The organism is Streptomyces sp. NPDC021012 (assembly GCF_044333355.1).
In the GTDB taxonomy this organism is placed as follows: Bacteria; Actinomycetota; Actinomycetes; order Streptomycetales; family Streptomycetaceae; genus Streptomyces.
In genome coordinates this window covers 106,624-129,647 of sequence record NZ_JBIRQU010000007.1, presented here as the reverse complement: position 1 = coordinate 129,647, position 23,024 = coordinate 106,624, and the positions used below count along the sequence as shown (strand labels likewise).

At 73.2% G+C, this 23,024-nt stretch carries 17 protein-coding genes; 6 read left to right on the top strand and 11 right to left on the bottom strand.

Annotated features, from left to right (window positions below):
• Positions 1-119: 119 nt before the first annotated feature.
• The 4 genes from ACH4TP_RS23445 to ACH4TP_RS23430 form a co-directional block, all read right to left on the bottom strand.
• Entirely contained in the window at positions 120-800 is a 681-nt protein-coding gene (locus tag ACH4TP_RS23445; protein WP_398439020.1) for a lysophospholipid acyltransferase family protein, read from the bottom strand.
• A 145-nt stretch (positions 801-945) separates the two neighbouring features.
• Complete coding sequence (locus tag ACH4TP_RS23440) at positions 946-1,344, bottom strand: DUF4440 domain-containing protein (RefSeq protein ID WP_389235646.1); 399 nt, start codon at positions 1,342-1,344, stop codon at positions 946-948.
• A gap of 76 nt (positions 1,345-1,420) precedes the next feature.
• Complete coding sequence (gene mgt / locus ACH4TP_RS23435; RefSeq protein WP_398439019.1) at positions 1,421-2,614, bottom strand: macrolide-inactivating glycosyltransferase; 1,194 nt, start codon at positions 2,612-2,614, stop codon at positions 1,421-1,423.
• A 42-nt stretch (positions 2,615-2,656) separates the two neighbouring features.
• Positions 2,657-3,820 carry an FAD-dependent monooxygenase gene (locus ACH4TP_RS23430; protein WP_398439018.1) on the bottom strand — a complete coding sequence of 388 codons (1,164 nt, stop codon included), beginning with the start codon at positions 3,818-3,820 and terminating at the stop codon, positions 2,657-2,659.
• A 78-nt stretch (positions 3,821-3,898) separates the two neighbouring features.
• Between ACH4TP_RS23430 and ACH4TP_RS23425 the strand changes: the two genes are divergently transcribed.
• From ACH4TP_RS23425 to ACH4TP_RS23405, 5 genes are all read left to right on the top strand, one after another.
• Positions 3,899-4,465, top strand: coding sequence for a TetR/AcrR family transcriptional regulator (locus ACH4TP_RS23425; RefSeq protein ID WP_398184983.1), 567 nt, complete (start codon positions 3,899-3,901; stop codon positions 4,463-4,465).
• Positions 4,466-4,548: 83 nt separating this feature from the next.
• On the top strand, positions 4,549-5,316 hold the full coding sequence (locus ACH4TP_RS23420; protein WP_389235658.1) for an NPP1 family protein: 768 nt from the start codon (positions 4,549-4,551) through the stop codon (positions 5,314-5,316).
• Positions 5,317-5,381: 65 nt separating this feature from the next.
• Entirely contained in the window at positions 5,382-7,391 is a 2,010-nt protein-coding gene (locus ACH4TP_RS23415) for an NAD-binding lipoprotein (RefSeq protein ID WP_398439017.1), read from the top strand.
• Positions 7,392-7,401: 10 nt separating this feature from the next.
• Entirely contained in the window at positions 7,402-7,950 is a 549-nt protein-coding gene (locus ACH4TP_RS23410; protein ID WP_398439016.1) for a GNAT family N-acetyltransferase, read from the top strand.
• 37 nt (positions 7,951-7,987) lie between these two features.
• Positions 7,988-9,157, top strand: a complete 1,170-nt coding sequence (locus tag ACH4TP_RS23405; RefSeq protein ID WP_389235667.1) for an alpha-hydroxy-acid oxidizing protein — start codon at positions 7,988-7,990, stop codon at positions 9,155-9,157.
• 27 nt (positions 9,158-9,184) lie between these two features.
• On the opposite strand, the gene ACH4TP_RS23400 is transcribed toward ACH4TP_RS23405, so the two are convergent.
• The 6 genes from ACH4TP_RS23400 to ACH4TP_RS23375 all read right to left on the bottom strand — a co-directional run bounded on the left by ACH4TP_RS23400 (position 9,185) and on the right by ACH4TP_RS23375 (position 20,645).
• Complete coding sequence (locus ACH4TP_RS23400; protein WP_398439015.1) at positions 9,185-10,546, bottom strand: hypothetical protein; 1,362 nt, start codon at positions 10,544-10,546, stop codon at positions 9,185-9,187.
• A gap of 95 nt (positions 10,547-10,641) precedes the next feature.
• The gene (locus ACH4TP_RS23395; protein ID WP_398439014.1) at positions 10,642-12,018 is read right to left on the bottom strand and encodes a sensor histidine kinase; all 1,377 of its coding nucleotides are present in this window, start codon (positions 12,016-12,018) and stop codon (positions 10,642-10,644) included.
• 6 nt (positions 12,019-12,024) lie between these two features.
• Positions 12,025-12,702: a response regulator transcription factor gene (locus ACH4TP_RS23390; protein ID WP_389235676.1), complete on the bottom strand. Its 678-nt coding sequence runs from the start codon at positions 12,700-12,702 to the stop codon at positions 12,025-12,027.
• 85 nt (positions 12,703-12,787) lie between these two features.
• Positions 12,788-13,708, bottom strand: a complete 921-nt coding sequence (locus tag ACH4TP_RS23385; RefSeq protein WP_398439013.1) for a hypothetical protein — start codon at positions 13,706-13,708, stop codon at positions 12,788-12,790.
• A gap of 71 nt (positions 13,709-13,779) precedes the next feature.
• Positions 13,780-16,947, bottom strand: a complete 3,168-nt coding sequence (locus tag ACH4TP_RS23380; protein WP_398439012.1) for an efflux RND transporter permease subunit — start codon at positions 16,945-16,947, stop codon at positions 13,780-13,782.
• On the bottom strand, positions 16,947-20,645 hold the full coding sequence (locus ACH4TP_RS23375; protein ID WP_398439011.1) for an efflux RND transporter permease subunit: 3,699 nt from the start codon (positions 20,643-20,645) through the stop codon (positions 16,947-16,949). The genes ACH4TP_RS23380 and ACH4TP_RS23375 overlap by 1 nt, the downstream gene beginning before the upstream one ends.
• Before the next feature lie 347 nt (positions 20,646-20,992).
• Here ACH4TP_RS23375 and ACH4TP_RS23370 point away from each other — a divergent pair, with 347 nt between their 5' ends.
• A complete protein-coding gene (locus ACH4TP_RS23370; RefSeq protein WP_398439010.1) occupies positions 20,993-21,685 on the top strand; it encodes a phosphatase PAP2 family protein in 693 nt (230 codons plus the stop codon).
• Between the two features lie 7 nt (positions 21,686-21,692).
• On the opposite strand, the gene ACH4TP_RS23365 is transcribed toward ACH4TP_RS23370, so the two are convergent.
• Positions 21,693-23,018 carry a glutamate-1-semialdehyde 2,1-aminomutase gene (locus ACH4TP_RS23365; protein ID WP_389235691.1) on the bottom strand — a complete coding sequence of 442 codons (1,326 nt, stop codon included), beginning with the start codon at positions 23,016-23,018 and terminating at the stop codon, positions 21,693-21,695.
• Positions 23,019-23,024 lie beyond the last annotated feature (6 nt).

The following is a 23,024-nucleotide window of genomic DNA, read 5'->3' as shown; positions in this document are numbered from 1 at the left end:
GCCGGGCGCCGCGAGGTCGCCGGGGCCGGGTCCTCGTGGAGGGAGGAACCCGCCCTGCCCCCGCTGCTGTTCCGGCCGGCGGACGCGGACGAGCGGGCGGCCTGACGAGGGGCCTCGGATCAGTCGGGCGTTCCCCCGCCGCCGAGGGCCGCCGGTTCGCCAAGGGCGCCGGCCGCCGTCCGCCAGGCCTCGGTCACGGCCCCGTGGGCGAGCTCCGTCGCGGCGGCCACGTCGTCGGGCAGGTGCAGCGGCGTTCCGATGTGGACGTGCAGGCACGGCCGGCGCACGGGCGCGGTGAGCACTCCGGCGAGCTGCTTCACCCGTCCGCCCGAGGTGATCCGCCGGGCCCCCGCCTGGCCGATCGGCACGACCGGCGCCCCCGTCGCCCGCGCGAGCCGCGCGAGTCCGGTACGGAACGTCTCCGGCGGGTTCTCGGCGGCGTCCCGGCGCGGCGGGATGCGCCCCTCCGCGTACAGCATCACGTGCCGCCCCGAGGCGAGCGCCACCGCCGCGTGGTCCAGAGCGGCCGCGGCGTGCGCCGAGCCGCGGTGGACGGGGACGTGGCCCTCGCGGGTCAGCGCCCGGCCGAGGACGGGGATCCGCCAGAGCCCCGAGGTGGCCAGGAGGACCGGTTCGACGGCCAGTCGCCTGCGGAGCGCGGCGAGCACGAGCGCCGGGTCGGCGAGCGACGTGTGGTTCACGACGAGGATGCTGCCCGGCTCGACCCGGGCCCCGGGGTCCGAGGTGACGGTCAGCCGCCCGAAGAACGGGACGGCGTGGGCGGCGATGCGGCTGAGCACGGGAAGCCCCCTGGATGCGAGGCGGACGGTGACGGAACCATCGTCCGTGGACCCCGCGGCGCGGACATGAGCATCCGTACTCAACCGCCGTGCGCACTCCGTACTCCGTCGTCGTGAGCCGTCGAGCGGCGGGCCGCCGTCCCGGTCAGGGCCTGTCGAACCAGGAGAAGGCCGTGATGCGCCAGCCGTCCGGCGTCCGGACGAACTGGAGCGTCTTCGTGCCCTCGCCCTCGTAGGGCTTCCCGTCGAGGACCCCGGACTTGCGGTAGGTGCCGAAGCGCGAGGCGAGGTCGCCCTCGATCCGCGTCTCCTCGGAGGTCTCCCACTCGGAGAACTCGACGAGCCGCCCGTCGGAGAGCAGCTTCTCGCGCGGCACGACGAACTCCTCCACGGAGTACGTGGTGAACGTGGGAGCGGTGCAGACGACGACCCCCTGCGGCAGCATGAGCCGCCGGATCCGGTCCACGTCGGCGGCCTTGCCGTCCCGGTTGTCGAACGCGCCGTAGAACTCGGCGGTCACCTGGTCGATCTCGGTCTTGGACATGACGCGACCCTACGCCTCGCCGGGCGGCCCCTCCGCGACTTCGGGTGAGAACGCCCCGTACCCGCGTGCGTCGTCGTCAGGCGAGCTCCGCCTCGATCAGGTCGGCGGCGCGGAGCGTGCCGCCCTCGCGGGCCATCGCATCCTGGATCTCCCGTGCGCGGCGGGCCACTTGGGGGTCGTCGACGAGTGAGAGCACGGCCTCCCGCAGCCGCTCGGGGGTGACCTCCTCCATGGGCAGGTGCCGTGCCACGCCCAGCGACTGGAGCATGTCGGCGTTCCCGAACTGGTCGACCGCCTGCGGCACGGCGACCATGGGCGTGGCGGTGGCGAGTCCCTCCTGGCTGCCGCCCGCGCCCGCATGCGTGATGAACGCGTCGGCCTGCCGGAGGATCGCCAACTGGGGGACCCAGGGGTGGACTTCGACGTTCGGCGGCAGCTCGCCGAGCTCGGACGGGTCGACGAACCTGCCGATCTGCAGGACGAGGTGCCAGCCCGGGAGGCCGGCGAAGGCCTCGACGCAGTCCCGGTAGAAGCCGGGCTGCTTGGTGAAGGCGGAGCCGAGCGAGACCAGGACCACCTTCTCCGCCCCGGCCGGCCGCTGCCAGTCGCCCTGCTCGGTGCGGGTGCCCTGGCAGGCGCCGACGAAGGTGTACACGGACTCGTCCACCCGGTCGGCATGCGGCTGGAGGGCCCGGGGGATGAGGACGAGCGCGCGGCGCGGGCGGGCGACGAACCTGTCCGGGTGGGTGTCGATGCCGTGCGCGCCGAGCCACTCCTCGAAGCGGGCGTAGTACGCCTTGCCGCGCGGCGAGGCCTTGAGCTCGGCGTACATCGGCACGGCGACCTCCTCCTCGTATCCCTCCCAGGGCACCAGGTTCGGCCACAGCGAGACGGCGGGGACGCCCCAGGTGCGGGCGAGGACGGGGGCCGGATAGGAGGTGATGTCGTGGAGGACGAGGTCCGGTCGGTCCGCGTCGAAGGCCTCGGCGAGCTGCGGCAGCGCCTGCGTCGCGTCGGCGAGGAACGGTTCGATGTTGTCGATCAGTTCGGTGCCCCAGGCGTCCGGGTCGTCGTCGGTCGGCAGCGTGGAGGTGTACACGACGGGCGTCGCCCCGGTCTCCGCGACCTTCTCGGCGAAGGGCGCGGGGACGGCGTAGCTGACGCGGTGACCCCGGGCGACGAGCTCGCGGATGACCTCCAGGCTCGGGTTCACGTGGCCGTGGGCGGCGATGGAGAACATGGCGATGTGCGCGGGGGAGGCGGTGGTCATGACGACGACCTTAAGTGAGACGATACGTATCGTCTAGCTGGTTTACGGATCCAGGCGCGGCGGCGTCCAGTCGGCATGCCGCAGGACGGCGCGCAGCGTCGCGCGGTCCGGCGCCGCCCGCAGGGCCGTGTTGCGTACGGCGACGGCGACGGGATGCGAGAGCTGCTGGCCCACCCGCCCGGCCTGGCGGGCCGCGCGGGCGACCGCCTGGCTGCGCGGGCGGCGCTCGGCGTCGTACCGGGCCAGCGCCGTGTCGACGCCGGGCGCGCCGGCGAGCGCGGCGGCCAGCGAGACCGCGTCTTCCAGTGCCTGACAGGCGCCCTGGCCGAGGTTCGGGGTCATGGCGTGGGCCGCGTCGCCGAGCAGGGCGACCCTGCCGACGGCGAAGGACGGCAGGGGAGTGGCCAGTTCGTGGATGTCGTGGTGCAGCACGGCCTCGGGCCGGGTCGCCGCGAGGAGGGCCGGGATCGGCTCGTGCCAGTCCCGGAACCGGCGGCGCAGCACCGCCAGCGGATCCGGATGGCGCACGCCCGGCGGGGAGTTGAGCACGGCGTGCCACTCGGCCCGCCCGTCGGTGAAGGCGATGTGCCCGAACTCGGCGCCCCGGCCCCAGGTCAGCTCGAAGTCGGTCGCGAGCGGTACGGGGGAGTCGGTGATCGCGCGCAGGACGGTGGAGCCGCTGTACGCCGGCCCCGGGTGCTCGGGGAACAGCAGGCGGCGGAGTGCGCTGTTCACGCCGTCGGCGGCCACCACCAGATCCGCTTCCCGCACCCCCTCGCCGGTGACCACCCCCACCCGGTCCGGGGCGGTCAGGTCCAGGGACGTCACCTCCGCCCCCACGACCAGGCGGTCGGCGGGCAGCGCCGCGCGCAGCAGCCGGTGCAGGACGGCGCGCGGGATCCCGACGATCGGGGTGCCGAGCGCCCGCTCCAGGGCGGCCCCGTCCATCCGGGCCAGCCGGCCGCCGCCCGGGACGCGGGTGCCGCCGGTGTACTGGGGCCGGGCCGCCTCGCGCACCGCCCCGCCGACGCCCAGGGCGTCCAGGGCGCGGATGCCGTTGGCGTGGAGGGAGATGCCCGCGCCGGCGTCGCCGAGGGCGGCGGCGCGTTCGAGGACGGTCACCTCCCAGCCGACCCGCCGCAGTCCGATCGCCACCGCGAGGCCGCCGATCCCGCCACCGACCACCACCGCGTTCCCGCCGCCCATGTCGGGCCCCTCTCCGCCGGTTCTTCTACACCTGTAGAAGAACCGTACTCCTCCCCTCTACAGGTGTAGAAAGGGGGGATGTCCGCCTCCGCCGCCGCCCGCCGCACCCTCCTCGCCGACACCGCCATCGACGTCCTCGCCGAGCACGGGATGCGCGGGCTCACCCACCGCGCCGTCGACCGGGCCGCCGGCCTCCCGCCGGGCACCACGTCCGCGTACCACCGCACCCGCCGGTCACTCCTGACGGCGCTCGTGCTCCGCCTCGTCGAGCGCGACCAGCAGGAGATCCAGGAGGCCGGGCGGCGGGCCGGCGCGCCGCGCGACGCCGAGGAACTCGTCGCCGGACTCACCGCGTTCGCCGCGCTCCGGCTCACCGGGGAGGGGCGCCGCCGCTCCCTCGCGCGCTACGCCTGCGCCCTGGAGAGCGTGCACCACCCCGAGCTCCGGGAGATCCTCGTGCCCCGCGACAACGCGGCCCGCCGCTCCGTCGAGGACCTCCTCGCCGCCCGGGGCCTCGCGGACGCCCCCGCGCGCACGGTCACGCTGCTCACCTGCGTGGACGGCCTGGTCTTCGACCGCCTGGTCAACGGGGGGACCGTCCCCGCCGAGGAGATCCGCCGGCTGGTGGAGGCGGCGCTGCGGTGAGCACCGGCGCGGACCCCCTCGCGCGCATGGAGTGAACATGTCAAGATGCGGTCGGTCCACGCCAACCGACCCGGGGGGACACCGTGAAGACACAGGCGTACGCCACCAGGGGCGCGCTCGCCCTCGCCGGCGCCCTCGCGCTGCTCATCGCCCTGCCGGGCAGCGCGCTCGCCGCGCCGCCCACCGCCCTGCCCGCCAACGCCGACGGCCTGGAGCAGACCTTCCAGCCGGCCTACGACTACGACACGGACGGCTGCTACCCCACCCCCGCGATCGGCCCCGACGGGACGCTGAACGGCGGCCTCAACCCGTCCGGCGCCCTCAACGGCCAGTGCCACGACGCCTCGGACCTCACCAACACCAACGGGTACGCGCGCGCGAAGTGCAACAACGGCTGGTGCGCGATCATCTACGGCCTCTACTTCGAGAAGGACCAGGCGGTGATCGGCAGCAGCCTCGGCGGACACCGCCACGACTGGGAGCACGTCGTGGTCTGGGTGCAGAACGACCAGGCCCAGTACGTCTCCACCTCCGCCCACGGCGACTTCAACGTCTACGGCCGCGACAAGATCCGCTGGGACGGCACCCACCCGAAGGTCGTCTACCACAAGGACGGCATCGGCACCCACTGCTTCCGCCCGGCGAACTCCAACGACGAACCGCCCGAGAACCACCAGCACACCTGGCAGTTCCCCGCTCTGGTCGGCTGGAACGGCTACCCCGCGGGCATCCGCGACAAGCTCAGCCAGGCCGACTTCGGCAGCGCGGTCTTCGGCCTCAAGGACGGCAACTTCGCCGCGCACCTGGCCAAGGCGAAACCGGCCGGCATCCCCTTCGATCCGTACGCCTGATCACGAAGGGATGAATATGCCCGGATGCCGCCCCACCGCCGACGGAGGGGCGGCACCCTGCTGGCGTGCGAAAAGAAGACAGAAAGGTCGTTCCCGGACAGCGGGGCGCCGCACAGCGTCCCGGTCCCGGCCGGACCGGGGAAACCCCGGCCACCGACCACCGGCCCGGGCCCGCCCACCGGACCCCTTCCGCCGAGGAACGCTTCCACTACTGGTTCGACACCACCCTCACCCGAGGAACCGCCGCCCTCTGCGGCTGGCTGGCCCTCGTCTGCCTGGCGCTCGTCGTCCCCGTCAGCACCGCGCTGGCCTGGACCGACCAGCGCACCCCCGCCTCCCTCGGCGCCAGGATCGCGGCGGTGTGGCGCAACACCGGACAGACCATGCGCCTGGGCGGCGAGGTCGGCCCACCGCTGCGCGTCGCCCTGTCCGTACTCCTCGCCCTCATCGCGCTCTTCTACGTCTCCACCCTCGTCAGCCTCATCACCACCGGGCTCACCGACCGCCTCATCGCCCTCAACCGGGGCCACGCCACGATCCTGGAGCGCGGACACACCGTCGTCCTCGGCTGGTCCGAACAGATCCCCACCGTCCTCGCCGAACTCGTCGCCGCCCGCACCGACCGCCGCCGCCGGGTCGTCGCCGTCCTCGCCGACCGCGACAAACCCGCCATGGAGGAGGACCTCCACGCCACCGTCGGCGCCACGGGCCGCACCAAGGTCGTCTGCCGCAGCGGCCGCCCCACCGACCCGGCCGCCCTGGCGCGCGTCAGCCCGGCCACCGCGGACTGCGTCCTCGTCCTGCCCCGCGACCACCCCCGCGACGACACCGAGGTCGTCAAGACCCTGCTGTCCCTCTCCGCGTCCGTGACGGAGACGGATCCCGTACGCGTCGTCGCCGCCGTGCGCGACGACCGCTACCTCGGTGCCGCCCGGCTCGCCGGCGGACCACGGGCCACCGTCCTCGACATGGACGACATCGCGGCACGGCTCCTCGTCGACTGCGTACGGCAGCCCGGACTCTCCCTCGTCCACCAGGAACTCCTCGACTTCGCCGGGCACGAGTTCCACGCCGTCCGGGAACCGGGGTTACCGGGCCGCACCTTCGACGAGGCCGCCCGCGCCTGCCCGGTGTCGACCGCCGTCGGCCTCGTCCACGGCGACGGCACCCTCACGCTCAACCCGCCCCGCCCCACCCGGATCCTCGCCGACGACACCCTCCTCGTGATCGCCGAGGACGAACGGTCGACGCGTCTCTCCGCCACCCCCGCGCCCTACGACCCGACGGCGCTCACGCACGCACCGCCCCAGGCCCCCGGCCGCCCCGAACGCGTCCTCCTCCTCGGCTGGAACCGCCGGGCACCCCGGATCGCCGCCCAGCTGGCGCGCCGCACCCCGCCCGGCTCGGCCCTCGACGTCGTGGCCGAGCCGCGCACCGCCACCGTCACCGCCGTCCGGGCCGTCACCGAAGCCGTCGGCGCACGCCTGACGGTGCTCCACCGGCCCGGCGACCCCACGCTGCGCGCGACCACGGACGCGCTGGACCTCGCCGGATACGACGCCGTGATCGTGCTCGGCCCCGACCACCGGCCGGGCCGCGCCGACCCGGACGACCGGACCCTCGTCACCCTCCTCCACCTGCGGGCCGGAGAACAGGAGGCCGGCCGGCGCATGCCCGTCGTCACCGAGCTGACCGACGACCGCAACCGGCTCATCGCACCGCCGGCCCCCGGCGCCGACTTCGTCGTCAGCGGCAGGCTTATCGGACTCCTGATGACCCAGATCTCCCAGAACCCCCACCTCACCGCCGTCTTCGAGGAACTCCTCGCCCCCGACGGCAACACCCTCCACCTCCGTCCCGCCGCCCACTACGTCAGGACCGGCCGCACCGCCTCCTTCGCCGCCGTCGCCGCGTCCGCCGCCCACCAGGGCGCCTGCGCCATCGGCTACCGCTCCCACGCCCCGACGCCCCCCGACGACGGCCTGCGCATCAACCCGCCCAAGGCCCACGTCCGGTACTGGCATCCCGAGGACCAGATCGTGATCATCGCCCCGGAGGCGCCTCCCACGCGGTAGGTTGCCCGCCATGACTGAACTCGGACATGACGCCTGGCCGCCTGCCCCGATCAGCACCGAAAGGCTCGTGCTCCGCGAGTCGGAGGCCGACGACCGCGCGGCGTTCGTCGAGCTGTTCGCCTCGCCGGAGGTGGGCACCCACATCGGGGGCGCCCGGCCGCGCGAAGAGCTCGACCGGGCGATGCCCGAGGTGCCCGGGCGGCGCCCCCGCCTCTTCGTGATCGAGCTCGACGGGACGATGATCGGCATGGTCACGCTCGATCGGCGCGACGCGGAGCGTCCGGGGCACGTCCGCCCGGAGGGCGGCGAGGCCGAGCTCGGCTACATGCTCCTGCCGCGCGCGTGGGGACACGGGTACGCCGCCGAGGCATGCGCGGCGGCCCTCGACTGGTTCGCCGCCGCGCACCCCGGCGAGCCGGTGGTGCTCACCACCCGCACCGCCAACGACCGCGCGATGCGCCTCGCGGCGAAGCTGGGGTTCACCGAGGTGGAACGCTTCGAGGAGTACGGCGCCGAGCAGTGGTTCGGCATACGGCCCCCGGCCGCGCCGTCCGCCTGATCCGATCCGACGAGGCACGGGAAGGGACGACGCCGCCATGAACCCCAAGTACGGCGACTACCAGAACGAGATCTATCTCAACGGGCTCTTCGGCGTCGTGCCCTCCCTGCCGATGGCCTTCGCGGACCTGGAGGCGAGGGCCCGGGCGGCGCTGGCGCCCTCGCTCTGGTCGTACGTGGCCGGCGGCGCGGGCGACGAGCACACCCAGGAGGCCAACGTCACGGCCTTCCGGCGGTGGGGGCTCGTCCCGCGCATGATGGTCGGCGCCGCCGAACGCGACCTGTCCGTCGACCTGTTCGGCCTGAGACTGCCGTCCCCGCTGTTCATGGCACCCGTCGGGGTGATCGGGCTCTGCGCCCAGGACGGACACGGCGACCTCGCGACGGCCCGCGCGGCCGCCCGTACCGGCATACCGATGATCGCCTCCACGCTCACCGTCGACCCCATGGAACAGGTCGCCGCCGCGTACGGGGACACCCCCGGCTTCTTCCAGCTCTACACCCCCACCGACCGCGCCCTCGCGGAGAGCCTGGTGCACCGCGCCGAGGCCGCCGGCTTCCGGGGCATCGTCGTCACCCTCGACACCTGGGTCACCGGCTGGCGCCCCCGCGACCTCGCCACCGGCAACTTCCCGCAGCTGCGCGGGCACTGCCTGGCCAACTACTCCTCGGACCCCGTCTTCCGGGCGCGGCTCGCGAAGACCCCCGAGGAGGACCCGCGCGCCGCCGTCGCGGAGTGGGCGGGGATCTTCGGCAAGCCGCTCGTCTGGGACGACCTCGCCTGGCTGCGCTCCCTCACCGACTTGCCGATCCTCCTCAAGGGCATCTGCCACCCCGAGGACGTTCGCCGCGCCAGGGACGGCGGCGTCGACGGCGTCTACTGCTCCAACCACGGCGGCCGCCAGGCCAACGGCGGCCTGCCCGCCCTCGACGCCCTCCCCGACGTGGTCGCCGCCGCCGAGGGCCTGCCCGTGCTCTTCGACTCCGGCGTCCGCACCGGCGCCGACGTCGTGAAGGCCCTCGCCCTCGGCGCCACGGCGGTCGGCATCGGCCGCCCGTACGCCTACGGCCTCGCCCTCGGCGGCGAGGAGGGCATCGTCCACGTCCTCCGCTCCCTCCTCGCCGAGACCGACCTCATCATGGCCGTCGACGGCTACCCCACCCTGGACGCCCTCCGCGCCGAGGGAGCCCTGCGCCGCGTCCTGTGACGCGGCGCGGGGCCGACCGCTCGCTCATCAGCCCGACAGGGCCGAGGTGAGCCGGGCCGTCGCCTGCTGGGCGGCCGGTGTGTCCTGGTGGTCGGCCGCGTCGCGCAGGGCATGCAGCGAGGCGGTGATCCGGCCCGCCCGGGCGGGGTCCGCGGTGTGCTGGACGCGGTCCCAGGTGAGTTCGAGGCCGGTCACGTCGCCGGCGACGGAGCCCGCGTCCCGGGCGGCACTGTCCAGCGCCGACTGGCGGGCCCACAGGGCCAGCCGGGCGGTCTCGACCTTCGCGAGCGGTTCGTGGCGCAGGTGCAGGTCGAGGTCGTTCTGGGCGACCCGGAGCACCGCGCCGCGGACGAGGGCGGAGTCCTGGGCCTTGACGGCCGAGGCGAGCGCGTCGAGGTCGCGGTCCATCTGCCGGACGAGCAGCTGGGGCACGCGGTCGGCCGCCCGGTACGCGTCCCAGGCGGCCCGGACCTTGGCCACGGTGGCGTCGGTCGCCCCGGCGTGCGCCGCGCGGACCGTCGCGGAGAGGGCGGTGAGCTCGGCGGGTACGGGGCCGGGGGCCACGTCCGTCGGTACGGCCAGCTCGACCTGCTCCAGGTCGCCGCCCGGCTCGTCGATGACGAGCTCGCCGTACCCGGGGGCGATGACCTTGTCCTCGCGCGTGCCGTCCGCGTGGAGCTCGCCCTGTGTCATCGCGCCCTTGACCGGTCCGTACGGACCGGGGACCGTCTGCCCGACGGACTTGACGGTGACCTGCTCGAAGACCAGGCCCGGGATGTTCTCCGGCCGGTACACGTCACCGACCTCCGGATGGCTGGGCATGATCATCGCGGGCGGTCCGGCCTTCCCGGCCAGCCAGGTGCCGCTGGTGTCCGCGACCACCCCGTTCTCGTAGTTGAAGACGTCCTCGCCCAGGTACCAGACCGAACCGTCGTCGGCCTGCGCGAACCAGTCGTTCGCGACCTCGCTCACCCGTCCGTCCGAGAAGGACACGAACTGGAGCGTGCGCGCCCGGACCTGCTCGCCGTTCAGGGTGACGGTCTTGATGTCGGGCAGCAGCGTGAGCTCGGTGCGGAAGGGCTTTCCGTCGACCTGCCCGCCGTAGATCACCTGCTGGATCTCCGAGCTGGCGTGGAGCGGGTTGGTGATGTCGGTCGGATGGCTGAACACGGGCGTGCCCCGGTCGACCCGGGCCGATTCCGGGGCGAGCGGCAGGCAGGTGTCGGTCTGCCTGCCCGTCTCGCCGTCCATCATCCGCACGCAGTCGGTGCCCGCCGCCCGGTGCCCGCCCGCGGCTCCGCCGCCGACGGCTCCGGCGGTGCAGGCGCCGGTCGTGAGGGTCACCGCCAGGGCCGCGGTCACCGCGGCCGCCGGATACCTGTTCCGCATGGCTGCCTCCTCTGCCGTGACACCGACGCTGCCACCCGGGGGCTGAAGGGGGCCTGAACGGAGCTGAACCGGCGTTCAGGCGCGGCGGTCCGGACTCAGTCCGGCGGGTCCGCCGGGAGCACCACCTCGAAGCGGGCCCCGCCGAGCCGGCCGTCGGTCACCGTCGCCGTACCGCCGTGCGCCGCGACCAGTTCGGCGACGATGGCGAGCCCGAGACCGCTGCCGGCGGCGAGACCGGCGTCGTCCCCGTCGGCCGCCGGGCGGGACCGTGCCTCGTCGAGGCGTACGAACCGCTCGAAGACCCGCTCGCGGTCCGTCGGCGGCACGCCCGGACCGTCGTCCTCCACGCCGAGGACCACCCGGCCGTCCGACCGCTCGGCGAGGTCGAAGGCGATCTCGGAGCGCGCATGCCGGGCCGCGTTGTCGCCCAGGTTGCGCACCACCCTGCCCAGCCCCCGCGGGTCCGCCCGCCGCCGCGCCGCCGACACCCCGGCCGTGCCGATCCGCAGCCCGGGCGCCGCCTCCCGCAGCCGGCGCGCCTCGTCCAGGACCAGGTCGTCGAGGTCCACCGGCCGCAGCCGGGGGCGCAGCGCGTCCTCGTCGGCGCGGGCGAGCAGCAGCAGGTCGTCGACCAGCCGCTGGATCCGCAGGTCCTCGGCGAGGACCGTCCTGGCCAGGCGTTCGCCCGCCGCCCGGTCCGCGAGCCGGTCGGGGTGGGCGAGGGCGACCTCGGCGTGCTGGCGGATGGACGCCACCGGGGAACGCAGCTCGTGCGAGGCGTCGGAGATGAAGCGGCGCTGGGCCTTCTGCGCCCGTTCGAGCCGGTCCAGCATGTGGTTCATCGTGGTGGCGAGGCCCGCGATCTCGTCGCGCCCCGGCGGAAGCGGCACCCTGCGGTGCAGCTCCGCCGCCGAGATCGCCTCCACCTCGGACCTGATGGCCGCCACGGGCGCCAGCGCCCGGCCGACCGCCATCCACGTCGCGCCGGCCACCACGAGCATCAGCAGCGGCAGCCCCACGAACAGCAGCCGGGTGACGATCCGGGTCGACTCGGCGACCGTGACGACCGTCCGGCCCACCAGGACGGTCCGGTGGCCGCCCGGCCCTTCGGCGGGCACCGCCACCACCAGGAACCGGTCCTCGTCCAGCGGTGTGGTGAGGGTGGCCTCGGAGCCCCGGCGCGGGTCGGCCAGGGCCGGCAGGTTCCTGACGTTCGGGCTGCCCGCGATCACGTCTCCCCGGGCGTCCAGGACCTGGACGAACTCCTCGTCCGGCTGGCTCACGGTCAGCGACGGCACCCCGCGCCCCGCCTCGATGACGGCCGCCACCTGCTCGGCCCGGGCCCGCGCGGCCTGCCGCACGTCGTCGGTCAGGCCGGCCTTCATGAAGGCGACCAGGGCCACCGCCCCCGCGACCACGCCCACCGCCACGACGAGGACGGCCGCCACGGTCGACCGGACCCGTACGCTCATGGCCGCCTACCCTCCGTCGGGGGCCAGGCGGTAGCCGTAGCCCCGTACGGTCTCGATGGACGCCCGGCCGAAGGGCCGGTCCAGCTTGTTCCGGAGGTGCCGGACGTACACCTCGACGATGTTCGGGTCGCCCTCGAAGGCCTCGTCCCAGACGTGCGCGAGGATCTCGCGCTTGGACAGCGTCTCGCCCCGCCGACGCAGGAGGAACTCCAGGAGGGCCAGCTCACGGGCGGTCAGTTCGACCCGCACCCCGCCCCGCGACACCTCCTTGGCCGCGGGGTCGAGGCGCAGGTCACCGGCGGTGAGGGCGGCGGGCCGCTCGCGCGGTTCGCGGCGCAGCAGCGCCCTCAGCCGGGCCAGCAGCACGGCGTACGAGAACGGTTTCGTCAGGTAGTCGTCGGCGCCGGTGTCGAGCCCCTCCACCTCGTCCCACTCGCCCTCCTTGGCGGTGAGCATGAGGATCGGGGTCCAGTTCCCCTCGGCCCGCAGGGCGGCGCAGACGCGGAAGCCGTTCAGGCCGGGGAGCATGATGTCCAGGACGATCGCGTCGTACGCGTGCTCGCGCGCCCGCCACAGGCCCTCCGTGCCGTCCGGGGCGACGTCGACGGCGAAGCCCTCCGCCTCCAGGCCGTTGCGCAGACCTTCGGCGAAGCGCTCCTCGTCGTCCACGATCAGAACCCGCATGTCCTGATTGTGACCCGCGTCACCTGAACCGGGGCTGAAGGGCGCGCGATGCCCGCGCCGTCCTACGGCAGGGTCGGCGCTCCCCTCACGAGGCGCGCTCCGCGGGCGGGGTGGTGCCGTAGACGTCCGGGCTGATCCGGTAGCCGCGCCTGTCCTGCTGCAGGACCTCCCTGCGGACGGCCGCGAGCTCCTTGGGGCTGAGCCGGGTTACCTCGGTCAGGGACAGGGTCTCCGGGTTGTCACCACCCACCGGCTCCACCTTGATGTTGCCCACGTGCGGCGCGTAGAACTTCCGCTGGTGGCCGCCCTCGGGGTCGAGCGGCGCGAACTCGTCCGTCACGAGGACGTTCTCGAAGCAGCCGGCCTCGACGCAGACGCTCTGGCCGGTCTGGACCACCGTGGCGCAGTCCAGGAAGTCGATCTCGGGGGCCAGGCCCTCGGTGTAGGTGGGAGTGCCGACCCTCGGCCTGGCGAGCATGGCGAACCCCGCCTTCGCGTCCGCCACGCCGGAGATCCAGGTGTCGGGGGCGCCGACGAGGTGCCCGTTCTCGTAGATCTCCGGGTACTCCCCGAGCCGCCAGACCGTTCCGCGCCCGTCCTGGGCGAAGAACGCCAGCTCCGACTCCTGGATCTCGTCGCCGTTGAAGTCCTGGTCGAACGCCACCACGGTGCGCACGCCGTCGATGACCTTGGTCAGGTCGGTCACCGTCGTCACCACGCGGTGGTCCTCACCGGCGACGTCGCCGGTGAGGACGAGGCGGGTGCCGGGCCTCAGCGGGAGGAACGTGTTGTTCACCCGCGGGCTCGCGGGGAACCGGTCCGGGTGGACGGCGGGGGGGTTTCCGCAGGAGTCCTGCGCGCGCGGGCCGCTCTTCGCCGGACCGTTCTTCGCGGGGGCGGGAGAGTGCGGCTGGGGGATGCCGGTGGCCGCCGCGCCGGGGGCCAGCAGCAGCGCGGCGACGATCGGGCTCAACAGGGCGGCACACGCGCGCGCGTGACGGGGCATTCGGCTTGGTCCTCTCGATGGAGCCGGGAGGGGGCTCCACCGGGAGGCGGCGGCCCCGTCCGCCGCCCGCCTCAGCGCGTGGCGACCGCCTCATGCTGCGGCCGGTGACGCCTGAAGCCCTTGCCGAAACGCAGGTACAGGGAAGGCACGACCAGCAAATTCAGCAGGGTGGACGTAACCAGACCGCCGATGATGACCACGGCGAGCGGGTACTCGATCTCATGGCCCGGCCGGTTGCCGAGGAACACCAGGGGCAGCACCGCGAGTCCGGTCGCCAGGGAGGTCATCAGGATGGGGGCCAGCCGCTCCCGCGCGCCGCGCAGCACCAGGGCGGGCCCGAAGGCCATGCCCTCGTGCTCCTCCAGGTGCTGGCAGTGGTTGATCAGCAGGATGCCGTTGCGCGCGGCGATGCCGAGCACGGTGAAGAAGCCGACCAGGGAACCCAGCGTGATGTTCCCGCCCGCGATCCAGACCGCGAGGACACCGCCGACCAGGGCCATGGGCAGGGTGAGGAAGGACAGCAGCGCGAGCCGCCAGCTGCGGAAGGAGACCTGGAGCAGTACGAAGATCGCCAGAGCCGCGAAGATCGCGCTGTAGAGCAGGACCCGCTGGGCGGCCTGCCGCTCCTCGTGCTCCCCGAGCAGCTCCGTGTGGTAGCCGCGCGGGAAGTCCGTGGAGGCGATCGCCTTCCTGACGTCCGAGACGACGGAGCTGAGGTCGCGTCCGGAGACGGAGGCGTTCACGTCGAGGTGCCGCGAACCGTTCTCACGGGCGATCAGGTTCGGCTGGGGCTCGATGACCACCTGGGCGACGTCGCCGAGCGGCACCGTGGTGCCGGAGGGCGTGTCGATCGGGAGCCGGCTGATGGCCGCCACGCTGTCGCGCGTCTCGGGGGTGCTCCACACCACCGTGTCGTAGGCCCTGCCGCCGCGGAAGATGTCCCCGACCTCCTCGCCGGCGACGAGGGTGGACGCGGCGCGGCGCACGTCACCGGGCTTCAGCTCGTACGCCGCCGCCTTGTCGACGTCGACCCTCACCTGGATCTGCGGGACCTCGACCTGGAGGTCGGCGTGGACGTCGGCGGTGCCGGCGATCTTGGTGATCTTCTCCTGGAGTTCGAGGCCCTTCTCGCGCAGGACCTTCTGGTCCTGGCCGTAGAGACGGACGACGACCGGGTACTTGGAGCCGGTGAGCACCTCGTCGACGCGTTCGTTCAGATACGTCTGGACGTCCTGCTCCACGCCGGCGTAGCGCGCCACGGTCTCCTTGATCTGCTTGAGGGTCTTGTCGTAGTTCGCCTTGGGATCGATGCTGATCCAACCCTCGCCGAAGTTGACCCCGGCGATCTCGTCGCCCAGGAACGCCTGCCCGATGTGGGCCCCGAAGACGTTGCGCACCCCGGGGATGGCCCGCACCTCACGGCTCACCTGGGTGACCATGCGCTCCTCCTCCTGCACGGAGGTGCCGGGCGTGGTGATGAAGTGCATCAGGAAGTCCCGCTCCTTGAAGGAGGGCAGCAGGGACTGGCTGAGCTGGGGCACCAGGAGGGCCGCGACGACCACGAGCACGCCGGACACCAGGTAGGCGTTGACCGGCCGCTTGACGATGCGTTTGAGTCCCGCCGTGTAGCCGTTCTGCAGCCCGCGCAGCAGCGGGGACTGCCGCCGTTCGACCCTGGCCCTGCGCAGCATGATCAGGCACAGGGCGGGGGTCACCGTCAGGGCCACGACCATGGAGGCGAGGATGGCCAGCGTGTAGGAGACGGCGAGCGTACGGAAGAACGAGCCCGCCACCCCCTGGAGCAGGAAGACCGGCACCGTGGCCACGACGATGATCATCGTCGCGTAGACGATCGGGCTCCGGACCTCCAGCGAGGCGTTCAGGATGACCTTCGCCACCGACGTGTCGTCGTCGGCCCTCCGGTGTTCGCGCAGGCGTCTGAGGATGTTCTCGACGTCGATGATCGCGTCGTCCACGACGGCGCCCAGGGCGATCACGAGTCCCGCGAGGGCCATCGTGTTGATGGTGTCCCCGCGCCAGTGGAGCACGAGCACGGCCGCCATGAGGGACAGCGGGATCGTCAGCAGGCTGATCAGCGCGACGCGCCACTCGTAGAGGAAGGCCGCGAGGACCACGACGACCAGCAGGAAGCCGAGCACCAGGGCCTGGGTCAGGTTGTCGATCGCGGTGTGGATGAAGTCCTGCTGCTGGAAGACGGTCGTGTCGAACGTGATGCCGGGGAGGCCGGGTTCGAGGGACTCGATCGCCTTCTCCACGTTCTTGGTGATCTCCGGGGTGTCGCCCCAGGGCAGCTTCTCGACGATCAGCAGCAGACCGGGCTCGCCGCCGATGACGGCGTCGCCGCCGAGCGGCTGGTGGTCCTCCTTCACCAGGGCCACGTCGCCGAGCCGGACGGTGCGGTCGCCCGCCGTGCGCACCGGCACCTGGGAGAGGTCGGTCGGCGTCACGACCGGCAGGACGTGCCGGATGCCGATGCGCTGCGTGGGCGTCTCGATCCAGCCGCCGGTGCCGATGACCGAACCGGTGGTGAACTTGAGCAGACCGGAGTCGACCGAGTCGCCGGTGGCCTCCATGACGTCGTCGAGACTGACCTTGTGGGCCTGCATCCTGAGCGGGTCCACCTGCACGGTCATCATCTTCAGCCGCTCGCCGAAGATGCTCACGTTGGCGACGCCGGGCACCCGCAGCAGACGGGCCCTGACCTCCCAGTACGCCGTCATCGACATGTTCATCAGGGCCTTGTCGGAGTGGTCCTGCGAGGACATCCCGATCTTCATGACGCGGCTGGTCGCCGCGACGGGCGGCATGATCACCGGAGGGGCCGCCCAGGTCGGCAGGGAGTGCGACACCTGCGCCACCCGCTCCTGGACCTCCTGCCGTGCCTTGAACACGTCCGTTCCCTCGTGGAAGATCAGCTGGATCGACGAGAGCTGCGCGACGGACTCCGAGCGCAGGTCGTCGAGGCCGGCGAGCCCGTTGAGGGACTGTTCGAGGGGAACGGTGACCAGGGACTCCACATCGGCCGTGGACAGGCCGAGGCAGGTCGTCTGGATCTCGACCCGCGGCGGCGCGAACTCAGGGAAGACGTCCACCCGCTGCTGGGGCAGCGAGGTGATGCCGACGACCATCATCACCGCGGCCGCGGCGACCACGAGGTAGCGGAAGCGCAGGCTGGAACGGACGATCCAGCGCATCAGGGTGCTGCTTTCCCCGGACATCAGTGCTCGCCGTCCGTCTCGTACTCGATGCCGAGGAGCTCGGCGGCCCCGACCGTCACCACGTGGGTGCCCCGCGCGAGGCCGGACCTCACGACCGCGTCGTGCTCACCGAACTGCCCCAGCTGGACGGGGGTCCGGAGGTACACATAGGGCTTCGGGTTGGTGAAGGCGAAGGTCTTCCCTTCCTGGTCGTAGACCACCGCCTTCAGCGGGATGAGCGTCCGCGGCGGTCCGGTGCCGTCCAGCGGGGCCTGCCGCAGCGGCTCCGTCGTGATGTGGATCCGCTTGGCCGTGTCCTCGGCCAGGGTCAGGTGGGGGATCCTTCCCTCCGGGACCTTCTCGATCTCGGCGGGCGGCTGCTCGGCGTGTTCGGCGGCCGAGGCCGAGGAGTTGTCCGAGTTCGCGCAGGCCGACAGTCCCGTTCCGCCGGCGAGCAGCAGCCCCGCGGCCGACAGGCCCACGGCCCACCGGCGCCCGGTGCGACGCCGGCCGGGCCCGCGGCGGGGTGCCGCTCGCCGTTCCGCCCCGCCGTCGTCCGGGGCCGCCTTGCCCGGGGCCGTCTTGTCCGTGGCCGGCGCGTCCGGGGCCTGGCCGGCCGTCGCCGGAACCGGTTCCGGGCCGGTGGGACGCCGCCCGACGCCGCCGGGGGAGGGGTAGAAGCGGAGGTAGAGGGCGGGCACGATGAACAGCGTGACGAGGGTCGAGGTGACCAGTCCGCCGAGCACGACGACGGCCAGCGGGTGCAGCACCTCCATGCCCTCGACGGTTCCGAGGACCACCGCGGGCAGCACCGCGACCGCCGTGGCCAGCGCCGTCAGCAGGACCGGGCCGACCCGGTCGCGCGTGGCGTCGACGATGCGCCGCGGGTCGACGGTTCCGTCCTCGCGCGGCTCGGTCTCCTGGTAGCCGCGGACGAGCAGCACCAGGTTGCGCACGGCGATGCCGAGGACGAGCAGGAGGCCGCCGAGCGCGCCGATCGACATGACGCCGCCGACGGCGAACGCGGTCAGCACACCGCCCACGCCGGCCAGCGGCAGCGCGAGCAGGACGAGCGTCGCCGCACGCCAGCTGTCGAAGGCCGCCTGGAGGAGGAGGAAGGCGCCGAGCAGCACGGCGAGCACGAGCCCCGCGATCCGCAGGTCCTGGCTCTGCTGGTGCGCGACGTCGCTCTGCACCTCGGCGTGGTACTCGTACGGCATCGGCATGGCCTGGACGCGGCTCCTGACGTCGTCGAGTACGGAGTTCAGATCACGCCCGCTGACGCCGGCGACGACGTCGAGGCTGCGCGAGGTGGCGTCGTGCCGGATGACGGTCGGGTACGGCGTGACGCGGACGGCGGCGACGTCGCCGAGGCGCACATGGCCGCCGTTCGGCGTGTCGAGCAGGAGGTTCCGGACGTTCTCGGGGGCGGAGCGGGTCGCGGGCGACCCCCACACCACGACGTCGAAGACCTTCTGCTCCTCGTAGAGGCTGCCCACCGGCAGGCCGGAGAAGTAGGTGGCGGCCGTGCGGCGGACGTCGCCCGGCTTGATCCCGTGGCTCCGGGCCGCCGCGAGGTCGACCTTGACCTCCAGGGTCGGTTCCTCGGCCACGTCCGGGACCTGGGGCCGGACGACTCCGGGGACCTGCGCGAGGGCCTTGCTCACCTGCTCTGCCTGCTGCCGCAGCACGCCCAGGTCGTTGCCGTAGACGCGCACGACCACGGGCGCGCCCTCGCCGTTGTCGGCCCGGACCTCGTCCAGTTGTGCCTGCGGATAGGTCATGACCTCGCTGTCGAGACCGGCCTGGGCGTGCATGGTGCGGCCGACCGCGGCGACGGTCGGGCCGTAGTCGGCCGAACTCTTGAGGTTGACCCAGAACTCGCCCGAGTTGACGTTGGCGACCTGGTCGGACTCCCGGGCGCGGCCCACGTGGGCTCCCACGCTCTCGACGCCGGGCAGCGCGCGCAGCGCGTCGGCCGCCGTCCGGCCGAGGCGGGTCATCTCCGGCAGCGAGGTGCCGGGCGCCGCCTCCACCTGGATCAGCAGCTCACGCTGGTGCGGGGCCGGGACGGGGGACCTGCCGTCGAGCTGCGGCCACACCGCGAAGCCCGCGCCGGCGAGCACGGCGGCCGCGACCAGCGCCCGGCCCGGCCGGAGCAGGGTCTTCGGGCCGATCCGGTCGAAGCCGCGGTGCAGCCGGTCGAGCACCGGGTTGCGGCGGTGTCCGAGCCCGGTGCGCGCGAGCAGCGTGACGGTCAGCACGGGCGTGAGGGTCAGGGCGACGACGGTGGAGGCGACCACCGCGAGCACGTAGGACAGGGCCAGCGGCCGGGCGAACGATCCGCCCACCCCGCTCAGGAAGACGACGGGCACCACGGCGAGGAGCAGGATCAGCGTGGCGAAGAAGGCGGGCCTGCGCACCGCCGCCGTGGCGTCGACCACGAGGTCGGCCACCGACCGGCGTCCGGGGGACGCCCGGTCCTCGCTCCGGAACCGGCTCCGGACGCGGTCGAACCCGATCACGATGTCGTCGATGACCGCGCCGAGGGCGATCGTCAGACCGGCCAGGACCATCATGTTGAAGGTCGAGCCGCGCAGGTAGAGCACCCACAGGGCGGCGATCTCCGCCATCGTGATCGAGACGAGGCCGATCAGGGCGACGCGCCAGGACAGGAAGTACAGGCCGAGCAGCGCCGAGACGGCGGGCACCGAGACGAGCGCCCACAGGCCCACGTTGTGGAGCGCGGTGTCGACGAAGGACGCCGGCCGGTAGACATGGGTGTCGACGGTGATGCCGGACAGTCCGGGCCGGAGTTCCGTCAGCGCCTCTTCGACGGCGTGGGTGACCTGACGGGTGTCGGCGCCGGGGAACTTCTCGATCACCAGCATGATCCCGGGGCCGTCGTTCAGCATCACGTCGCCGATGAGGGGCTGGTGGTCCTCCACCACGGTGGCCACGTCGCCGATGCGCAGCTGCCGGGTGCCGGTCTCCTCCAGGGCCACGGAGGCCAGGTCCTGCGCCTTGGTGATGGGCAGCACGTGCTGGATCGCGAGGCGCTGGCTCGGCGTGTCGATGAACCCGCCGGTGCCGGGCGTCGAGGCCTCCACGAAGGTCAGCGGCGACACCCACAGCGCGTTGCCCGCCGTGCGGACCAGCTGGTCCAGCGAGACGCCCCGGTCGCGCAGCCGCTCCGGGTCGACCTGGACCTGCAGCTGCCGGTCCCGCTCACCCCAGACGACCACGTTCGCCACGCCCGGGATGCCCATCAGGCGGGGCTTGATGTTCCACCGTGCGAGGACGGACATGTCGATGCCGGAGACGTTCTCCGAGGAGAGCCCGATCATCATGACGCGGCTCGTCGAGGACAGCGGCTGGATCATGACCGGCTGCTTGCCCACCTGGGGCAGACCGGCGACCTGGATCAGCCGTTCCTGGACGGCCTGCCGGGCCTTCTGCTCGTTCGTGCCCGGCTCGAAGACCAGGTCGACGGAGGACAGGCCGGGGGCCGACTCGGAGGTGATCTCGTCGAGCCACGCCACGCCGTTCAGCAGGTCCTGTTCCATCGGGACGGTGATGAGCTGCTCGACCTCGGCGGCCGACAGGCCCGGTGCCTCGGTCTGGATCTGTACCCGCGTCGGCGCGAACTCCGGGAAGATGTCCGCCGACGCCGCTCGGGGGAGCTGTATGAATCCGAGGGCCATCACGGCCGCTGCCACGCCGAGGACCAGATTCCGGAACGTAAGACTGAGGGAAAGGATTCTGTGGACCACGGCAGGGTCCTGCCTTCCAGAACGACTGCGCGTTCCGCGACCCACCGTCTCCATGGGCGGGCGGATCGCCGGCCATGTCTATAGCGGATAGATACGGTGTAAACCTACTGCGTAGGTGAATTTCCTGTCAATTTCGCGCCAAAAGTGACTATTCAGTAGGCGAAGAGGGAAAGGGGCGCGGCGTCCTCCGTGCGTGGTCGGCTAGGGTGACGAGGAGGGGCCGACCCCGACGCCCTGGTCAAGTCGCCGGCCGGGCAAGTGAGTTCGGGGCGGACACGACGAGGGGGCTCGCCTTGGATCGCCTGGCCGAAGAGGATCGGGGACCCGCGGTACTGCCTCCCGCGCTGCGCTCCTGGCTCGGCCTGGTCGCGGTCCTGGCCGCGACGGCGGCCGCCGTGCTCGGGCTCCGGTACGCCGGTCACAGTGAGCCGGGCGCGGTGGACGCGCGGATCTGGGCGGCGGCGCAGGGCGTGGGGCAGCCGTGGCGGTACGTCGCCGACACCGCGGACTTCCTGGGGGAGCCCGTCGGATCCATGCTGCTGATCGCGGCCGCCGTGACGGGCTGCCTGCTGGCACGGCGTCCCCGCGCGGCGGTGCTCGTCCTCGCCGGCCCCGGTCTGGGCGTGGTGGCGACGACGCTGCTCAAGCCCCTGGTGGGGCGCACCATCCACGGCGGGCACTTCTCCTACCCGAGCGGGCACACCGCCTTCCTCACCGCGTTCGCCCTCGTGGTGGCGCTGCTCGCGACCGGCCGGCTCGGTCTCGGCAGGACGGCCGGCGCGGCGTTCGTGCTCGCCGCGGCACTGGCCGGCGGCGCCCTGATGGGCTGGGCGCAGGTCGCCCTGGACGCGCACTACCCGACCGACACCCTCGGCGGCCTCTGCACCGCGCTGGCGGTGGTGCCGGCGACCGCGTGGCTGGTCGACCGGACGGCCGACCGGTTCACCGGCCGGCCGTCCAACGAGGCTCGGAGGCAACAGGCCTGACGTGCCGTCACGCCAGGCGGCGGAACACCGGCTTCACCGGCCGCCCGGCCAGCCAGGGGGTGGGATCGGCGGCCTCCAGCGCCTTCCGGTACCCCTCGCAGGCCTCGGCCACCACCTCGACGGTGCGGTCGATGTCGGCCTCCTCGAGCGCGCTGCTCACCACGAAGGACGGGGCCAGCACCCCGCCCGCGAGGAGCCCGCGCAGGAACAGGGTGCGGTACTCCTGTGAGGGCCGCAGGTTCTCGTCGAGGGTGGCGAAGACCAGATTGCTGGCCCGGCCCCGTACGAGCACGTGGTCGCCGACGCCCATGGCCGCCGCGGCCTCGCGGACCCCGGCGGCCAGCCGCTCACCGAGGGCGTGCAGCCGCGCGGTGACGCCCTCCTCGACGTAGGTGGCCTGCACGGCCATCGCGGCGGCCAGCGAGTGCGTCTCCGCGCCGTGCGTGGTGGACAGCAGGAACACCCGGTCCCCGGGGTGACGCAGCCCGCCCCGCTCCATCAGCTCGCGGCGCCCGGCCAGCGCGGACACCGCGAACCCGTTGCCCAGCGCCTTGCCGAACGTGGAGAGGTCGGGGACGACGCCGTACAGGCCCTGGGCGCCCGCCTCGGACCAGCGGAAACCGGTGATCATCTCGTCGAAGATCAGCACGCACCCGTGCCGGTCCGCGAGCTCGCGCAGCCCCGCGAGGTACCCGGGCGGGGGCTCGGCATGACCGGCGGGTTCGAGGATCAGACAGGCGACCTCCCCCTCGTACCGGGCGAGCAGCTCCGCCGTCGCGGCCAGGTCCCCGTACGGGAACGCCACCGTGAGCTCGCTCGTCGACGCCGGGATGCCGGCGGACATCGGCGTCGTGCCGATGAACCAGTCGTCGACGGAGAAGAACGGATGGTCGCCGCAGAGGGCCACCCGCGGGCGCCCGGTGACGGCGCGGGCGAGGCGCACCGCGGCGGTGGTGACGTCGGAGCCGTTCTTCGCGAACTTCACCATCTCGGCGGTCGGCACCGTGGCGAGGAAGCGCTCCGCGGCCTCGACCTCCACGATGGACGGCCGGACGAAGTTGCTGCCGCGGTCGAGCTCCCGCCGCGCCGCCTCGGTCACACGGGGGTGGGCGTGGCCGAGGCTGACCGACCGCAGGCCCGAGCCGTACTCGATGTAGCGGTTGCCGTCGATGTCCCACACGTGGGCGCCGCGGCCGTGGCTGATGACCGGGGCCAGGTGCTCGGGGTACTGGTCGTCGCCCTTGGCATAGGTGTGCGCGCCCCCGGGGATCAGGGTGTGCAGCCGCTCGTTGGCCTGCCGGGACGCGGGGAGTTCGAAGTCCTCTATGTGCACGGTCGC